Here is a 6676-nt window from a genome sequence, read left to right as displayed (position 1 = left end):
CAGGGCGCGCCGCGGGCCGCCGACGGAACCACGGCCGGGGCCGGTCCGGCGTGGGCGGCTGAGCGCCCGCCGCCTCCGCACGGATCCGATGGGTCAGGGCGGAGGCCTGGTCGGCCCCGACAACCACCTCGAGCGGCTCACGCGCCACTGCGTCGAACACGAGCCTGGGCAGCTGGGCCGACGAAGGGCGCACCTCGGGCTCGGGGTCGATGCACCGGCCGATCACACCTGCCAGGTGCGGACCGGTGTGGCTGATGACCGTCTCGTCGGAGAGCCTCAGGAAGGTGTCGGGTGCGCCGTTGCCGGTGAGGCAGAACCACGCGACGGCGCCGAGGGAGAAGACGTCGCTCGCCTCGGTCGGCGCGCCACCCGACCGCACCTCGGGCGCCACGAACCCTGGCGTGCCGACGACGGCTCCACCGCCCGTGCCCGCGATGCGCGCGGCGCCGAGGTCCATCAACACCGGCCGTCCCTCGGTCGTCAGCATGATGTTGCCCGGCGAGATGTCGCAGTGCGTCCCGCCCGCTGCATGCAGAGCGGCCACCGCCTCCGCGATCGGGCTCAGGACGGTGACGACCTCGCCCGGACGCAGGTGCCCCCGGCTGGCGACGAGCGAGGCAAGGGTTGCTCCGACGACGAGGTCGAAGACGAGCGCGACCCGGCCGTCCGCGAGGGCAACGACGTCGCGCAGGGACACGAGGTGGTCGTGTCGGACGCCGAGCAGGACCTGCCGCTCGATCTGTGCCTCATGCTGGCTCACCGGATCGGGGTGGGCCCGCGGCACCTTGATGGCCACCGGCTCGCCGCTCGGGCTGGAGCCGGCCCAGACGACGCTGCTCGAGCCGGCCCCGATCACATGGAGCAGGCGGTGTCCCGGCACCTCCGGGTGGTCGTCAGGGTCGTGGTCCACCTGACCATCGTGGCAAGGTTCCACGGCCCCCGTCGTGCGTCATCCACAGCCCGACGGCCGACCCCAGCAGCCGGCGGTCAGTTCGGGCTCTCACCCGGCGTCACGACCTCGACGACCCGGTTGCCGTGCGCACTGGTGCGCGCCGCGTCGATCACCGCGAGGACGTGGACCGCATCGCGAGGGTCGACGGGCATGCCGGCCTGCGGGTCGTCCGATCGCAGGGCCGCTGCGACGCCCCGGTAGAAGTCCGCCTCGTCGGCCTCTGCGACGACCGGTCCCGGCTCGCGCTCGTCCCCCCGGACGATCCACCCGACCGCGTCACCGTGGTTCGCGAACTCGGTGAACGCACTGACGTCGTCGACCTGCTTGCCGATCACGTAGGCACCCCTGGACCCGGCGAGCCGGGCACGGGGGCCGGGGGCACCGTTGACCGCGCTCGCGAACAGGTGGCTCACGACGCCGGAGGTGTGCCGGCAGGCCAGGAACGTGTCGTCCTCGGCGACGGCGACCCGGCTGGCAAGCTCGGCGTAGACGCTCTCCACCTCGCCGTGCAGCAGCACCGCCTGGTCGATCAGGTGCGTGTGCAGGTCGAGGAGCAGGCCGCCGCCCTCCTCCGGCGACGCCGTCTCCCGCCACCGGTCCCGCCGCACCGGACGCCAACGGTCCCAGCGGTACTCGGCCCGCCAGATCTCCCCGATCGAGCCCTGCTCGACGACGGCCGCGAGGCCGCGCTGCTCCGGGTCGTAGCGCCGGTTCTGGAAGACCGTCAGTGGCACGCCCTTCTGCGCCGCGAGGTCGACGAGCCGCAGGGCTGCGTCGGCGTCGATGGCGAGCGGCTTGTCGACGACGAGTGGCAGACCGGCCTCGATCACCTGCTCGGCCTGCTCGACGTGCACGGCCGTCGCGGAGGCGATGACGACCAGCTCGAGGTCGGTCCGCTCGAGCAGCGCGTCCAGGTCCGGGACGACCTCCGCCTCCGGCAGGTCCTCGTGGACCTCGGCCACCCGGGTCGGGTTCGCCGTCGCGACCGCGACTGCGGCGAGCCCGGCCCGCGGGAACAACGGGGCGTGGAAGCCACGGCCGGCGGTGCCGTAGCCCACCAGCCCGACGCGGAGGGGAGCCGACGAGCGGGACGGGGTGAGCGGCATACGAACACCTTGGCACAACGAGCGGACAGCCATCCCGCGGGGCGGGCGTACCCTGACGCCATGCGTTTCGTGCACCTCGGGCTCGATCCCGACTTCGTGGACTACGAGCGGGCCTGGGGCATCCAGCGCGACACCCATGCCAAGGTCGTGAGCGGCGAGGAACCCGACACCGTCTACCTCCTGGAGCACGCGCCGGTCTATACGGCCGGCAAGCGCACCGAGCCGCACGAGCGCCCCAAGGATGGCACTCCCGTCATCGACGTGGACCGGGGCGGCAAGATCACGTGGCACGGGCCCGGCCAGATCACCGGTTATCCGATCGTCCGGCTTCCGGCGCCGATCGACGTGGTCGGCTACGTCCGTGCGCTCGAGGCGATGATGATCCGGGTCTGCGCCGACTTCGGAGTGACGGCCGGACGCTCGGAGGGCGAGAGCGGCACCTGGATCGCTGCCGACGACCGCGGACCGCGGCGCAAGATCGGGGCGATCGGGATCCGGGTCAGCCGCCAGGTCGCGATGCACGGCTTCGCGTTCAACTGCAACCCGGACCTGTCGTGGGGAGACGTGATCATCCCCTGCGGCATCCCCGACGCCGGGGTCACCTCGCTCTCGCGCGAGCTCGATCGCGACGTGCCGGTCCTCGAGGTGCTGCCGCACGTCGAGAAGCACCTGGCCGACATCCTGCCGACCCTGCGACCGAACCGGCGCGCCCAGCCCTGATCCCCCGCTCCTGCCCGTTACGCTGCGAACAACCACAGCCGGGGGGAGCCCATGGACGTCGCCGTCACCACTATCGGCCTGCGCAAGACCTACCTCCGGCGGGGCACGCGCCGGGCGGCCGTGGAGCGGCTCGACCTGACCGTGCCGGCCGGGGGCGTGCACGGCTTCCTCGGTCCCAACGGCTCGGGCAAGACCACGACGATCCGCATGCTCCTCGGCCTCCTCCGGCCGGACTCCGGACAGGCATGGATCTTCGGCCACCGCGTCCCCGTCGAGCTGCCCGCCGTGATCGGGCGCGTGGGGGCGATCGTCGAGTCCCCCAAGTTCTTCCCGACCTTCACCGCGCGGCAGAACCTGCGCCTGCTCTCCGACGCGATCGGCACACCCCGGACGCGGATCGACGAGGTGCTCGAGGCCACGCACCTGCGTGAGCGCGCCGACGACCGCTATGCCGGCTACTCGCTCGGCATGAAGCAGCGACTGGCCATCGCGGCCACCCTCCTGAAGGACCCCGACCTGCTCATCTTCGACGAGCCGACGAACGGCCTCGACCCGGCCGGCATCCGCGAGATCCGGGACACGATGCGGGCCCTCGGTGACCGCGGCAAGACGGTCCTCGTCAGCTCGCACATCCTGGCCGAGGTCGAGCAGGTCGCCGACACGGTGTCGATCATCGGCCGGGGCACGCTGCTCGCCGAGGGGCGGGTCGCCGACCTGCTCGGTAGCAGCACCCAGTTCCGCGTCGGCGTACCCGACCTCCAGCGCGCCGCCGCCGTGCTCCAGGACGCCGGCCTCCCCACCGAGCAAGAGGGTGCCTTCCTGCGGGTCACGACCGAGGACGGCGAGCAGGTGACCCGTCTCCTCGCCGGGCACGGGCTGTTCGTGCGCCAGCTGACGCCGATGCGGCCCGACCTCGAGTCCGCGTTCCTGCGCCTCACCAGCGAGAGCGGCCTCGACGCCGCCCCCGAGGCCCCGGTCGCGGCCTCGCCCGACGAGCTGCCCGGAGGTGGCGCATGACGCTGACCGTGTCGACCGTCCCAGCAAGTCGCGTCGGAGTGCCCTACGGGGCCCTCGTCGGCGTCGAGCTGCGGCGACTGTGGTGGCGGCGCCTCACCAAGGTGGCCCTCGCGATCGCCGTCCTCCTCACCGGGATGACCCTCTACGGCGCGTACCAGTCGACGGCGCCGGACACGATCGCCGAACGCGTCCAGAGTTACCGGCAGACCGTCGCCCAGTTCCCGCAGATGGTCAAGGACTGCCAGCAGGCCCAGGCACAGGCCCGCGAGAGCGGCGACGCCGGCGCAGACTTCGGGTGCGCACAACTGACCGCGCCGACCCCTGCGGAGTTCGGCCTCGAGTCGCCCGAGGCCGGTGCCCTGACGGCGAGCCTCGCCACGACGAACGCCTACCTGTATGCCTTCCTCGCCTTCGTCCTCGGCGCGAGCTTCATCGGGGCGGAGTACTCGTCGGGGTCGCTCGGCACGTGGCTCACGTTCGAGCCGCGCCGCCTGCGGGTCGCCTCGGCCAAGCTCCTCGCCGCGGGAGCCGGAGGTGCCGGCGTCGCTGCCGTCGGTCTGGGCCTGACGGCCGTCGGCGCCTGGCTGGTCAGCCGCGTCAACCAGCCCGATCCTGCCCTGCAGCTGCCGACCGCCGCCGCGGACGAGTCGATCACCCAGCTGCTGATCCGCTGCCTGGTGGTCGCCGTCGCCGCCGGCGCCGCGGGCGTGGCCCTCGGGATGCTCGTGCGCAACACCGGCGCGGTCGTCGGCATCGTGCTCGGCTACGGCGTCGTCGTCGAGGGCGTGCTCGCGCAGGCGCTCGCGCACGGCCGGCTCGCACCCTGGCTGCCCCTGAAGAACCTCGAGGCGTTCGTCGAGCGCGGGTCGACCTACTTCGCCGAGGCGTGCACCCCGAACGGGTGCCAGATGGAGGCGATGCGGGTGACCTACACCCACGGCTGGGTCTACCTGCTCGTGCTCTCCATCGTCGGCGTCATCGCAGCGCTCGCCGTCTTCCGCCACCGCGACGTCGGCTGAGTCCACCCGCAGGTATGCCGCTCACCTCCTTTTCGTGGCCGCCAGCCCTGCCGCGTAGGCTGGCGGGCAGCACAGCCGCCACTGGAGGAGACCACGTGACCGTCGCACCCGAGGGCCGTCGCCTGCTGCGCGTCGAGGCGCGCAACGCCGAGACCCCGATCGAGCGCAAGCCGTCCTGGATCCGCACCACGGCCACGATGGGCCCCGCCTACACGGAGCTGCAGTCCATGGTCAAGGGCGAGGGGCTGCACACGGTGTGCCAGGAGGCCGGGTGCCCCAACATCTTCGAGTGCTGGGAGGACCGGGAGGCGACCTTCCTCATCGGCGGCGACACGTGCACCCGCCGCTGTGACTTCTGCGACATCGCCACCGGTCGCCCCGCGCCCCTGGACCTCGACGAGCCGCGCCGGGTCGCCGAGTCGGTGCGCCGGATGGGGCTGCGCTACTCCACGGTGACGGGGGTCGCCCGCGACGACCTCGCCGACGGCGCTGCCGGTCTCTACGCCGAGACGATCCGCCAGATCCACCTGCTCAACCCGAACACCGGCGTGGAGATCCTCCCGCCCGACTTCGGTGCCCAGCCCGAGCTGGTCGGACAGGTCTTCGACGCCCGACCCGAGGTGTTCGCCCACAACCTCGAGACGGTCCCCCGGATCTTCAAGCGGATCCGACCGGCCTTCAGCTACGACAAGTCCCTGCGGGTGCTCACCATGGCGCGCGAGGCCGGGCTCGTCACGAAGAGCAACCTCATCCTCGGCATGGGCGAGACCGACAGCGAGATCGAGGCAGCGATCGGTGACCTGCACGAGGCGGGCTGCGACATCCTCACCATCACCCAGTACCTGCGCCCGTCGAAGCTGCACCACCCGATCGACCGGTGGGTCAAGCCCGAGGAGTTCGTCCACTGGTCCGAGGTCGCCGAAGGACTCGGCTTCAAGGGCGTCATGGCCGGACCGCTCGTGCGTTCGTCGTACCGCGCCGGCCGGCTCTGGGCGTCCGCGATGGCCAAGTGGGGCCGCCCGATCCCGGAGCACCTCGCCCACCTGGCCGAGGCGGCCGAGTCGCCTGCCCGCCAGGAAGCGGCGGCATTGGTGGCCGCCCACGCCCGAGCCGTATCCTGAGCCTCATGGCACGGAAGACGGACGGCGACTCGGGCGCGCCCTCGCAGAAGAAGCAGGGCCGCCTCTCCCAGATCAAGCAGGTCTACACGGTCTCCAGGCAGGCCGATCCCAACATCGGGCGCTGGATGCTGCTCGGTTTCCTCGGGACGGTCGCCGTCTTCCTGATCATCGGGTTCGTGCTCCACAGCGCGCTCCTGTTCGGCATCATGGGGGTGCTCTTCGGCATCCTCGTCGCGACGATCATCATGAGCCGCCGCGCCGAACGCGCCGCCTACCGCTCGATCGAGGGCCAGGCCGGCGCGGCCGGAGCTGCGCTCACCTCGATCCGCCGCGGCTGGTACACCGACCGCGAGCCGGTGGCCGCCGACGTCGCCCGCCCGGGTGACGTCAACTCGGCCGCGATGGTCTACCGGGCGCTCGGCCGACCCGGTGTCGTCCTGGTCGGTGAGGGCCCGACGAGCCGGGTGCAGAAGCTGCTCGCCAAGGAGCAGAAGCGCGTCGAGCGCGTCGCCCCCGGCGTGCCGGTCACGACGATGATCGTCGGGTCCGGTGATGGTCAGGTGCCGCTCAGCAAGGTGGCCTCCAAGGTGCAGCGGCTCAAGCCGACGATCACCAAGGACGAGATGGCCCTCGTCAACAAGCGTCTCAAGGCGCTCGGCGGCATCCGCCCGCCGATCCCGCAGGGCATCGACCCGACGCGGGCCCGGATGGACCGGAGGGCGCTTCGGGGCAAGTAGGCCG

The 6676-nt window shown here is 72.1% G+C and carries 7 protein-coding genes; 5 read left to right on the top strand and 2 right to left on the bottom strand.

All coding sequences use genetic code 11. From position 1 onward, the window contains the following. Positions 1-910, bottom strand: a 910-nt coding sequence (locus tag N864_RS05545; RefSeq protein WP_162164505.1) for a serine/threonine-protein kinase, incomplete at its 3' end; no start/stop codon positions are given. Between the two features lie 77 nt (positions 911-987). After that, a complete protein-coding gene (locus tag N864_RS05540; RefSeq protein WP_034714393.1) occupies positions 988-2058 on the bottom strand; it encodes a Gfo/Idh/MocA family protein in 1071 nt (356 codons plus the stop codon). A 60-nt stretch (positions 2059-2118) separates the two neighbouring features. Here N864_RS05540 and lipB point away from each other — a divergent pair, with 60 nt between their 5' ends. The 5 genes from lipB to N864_RS05515 all read left to right on the top strand — a co-directional run bounded on the left by lipB (position 2119) and on the right by N864_RS05515 (position 6672). Next, entirely contained in the window at positions 2119-2778 is a 660-nt protein-coding gene (lipB, locus tag N864_RS05535; protein WP_034714391.1) for a lipoyl(octanoyl) transferase LipB, read from the top strand. Positions 2779-2829: 51 nt separating this feature from the next. Beyond that, entirely contained in the window at positions 2830-3795 is a 966-nt protein-coding gene (locus tag N864_RS05530; RefSeq protein ID WP_034714389.1) for an ABC transporter ATP-binding protein, read from the top strand. Then, entirely contained in the window at positions 3792-4814 is a 1023-nt protein-coding gene (locus N864_RS05525) for an ABC transporter permease subunit (protein ID WP_034714387.1), read from the top strand. The genes N864_RS05530 and N864_RS05525 overlap by 4 nt, the downstream gene beginning before the upstream one ends. A gap of 95 nt (positions 4815-4909) precedes the next feature. Beyond that, entirely contained in the window at positions 4910-5935 is a 1026-nt protein-coding gene (gene lipA, locus N864_RS05520; RefSeq protein ID WP_034714385.1) for a lipoyl synthase, read from the top strand. Positions 5936-5940: 5 nt separating this feature from the next. Then, on the top strand, positions 5941-6672 hold the full coding sequence (locus N864_RS05515; RefSeq protein WP_034714383.1) for a DUF4191 domain-containing protein: 732 nt from the start codon (positions 5941-5943) through the stop codon (positions 6670-6672). Positions 6673-6676: the final 4 nt, after the last annotated feature.

This window comes from Intrasporangium chromatireducens Q5-1 (assembly GCF_000576575.1).
Taxonomy (GTDB): Bacteria; Actinomycetota; Actinomycetes; order Actinomycetales; family Dermatophilaceae; genus Intrasporangium_A; species Intrasporangium_A chromatireducens.
This window is presented reverse-complemented; position numbering and strand designations above follow the sequence as displayed.

Bases quoted from the DNA above. Each gene is read 5' to 3' on its own strand.
- N864_RS05540 (WP_034714393.1), bottom strand. From the start codon at position 2,058: ATGCCGCTCACCCCGTCCCGCTCGTCGGCTCCCCTCCGCGTCGGGCTG.
- lipB (WP_034714391.1), top strand. From the start codon at position 2,119: ATGCGTTTCGTGCACCTCGGGCTCGATCCCGACTTCGTGGACTACGAG.
- N864_RS05530 (WP_034714389.1), top strand. From the start codon at position 2,830: ATGGACGTCGCCGTCACCACTATCGGCCTGCGCAAGACCTACCTCCGG.
- N864_RS05525 (WP_034714387.1), top strand. From the start codon at position 3,792: ATGACGCTGACCGTGTCGACCGTCCCAGCAAGTCGCGTCGGAGTGCCC.
- N864_RS05515 (WP_034714383.1), top strand. From the start codon at position 5,941: ATGGCACGGAAGACGGACGGCGACTCGGGCGCGCCCTCGCAGAAGAAG.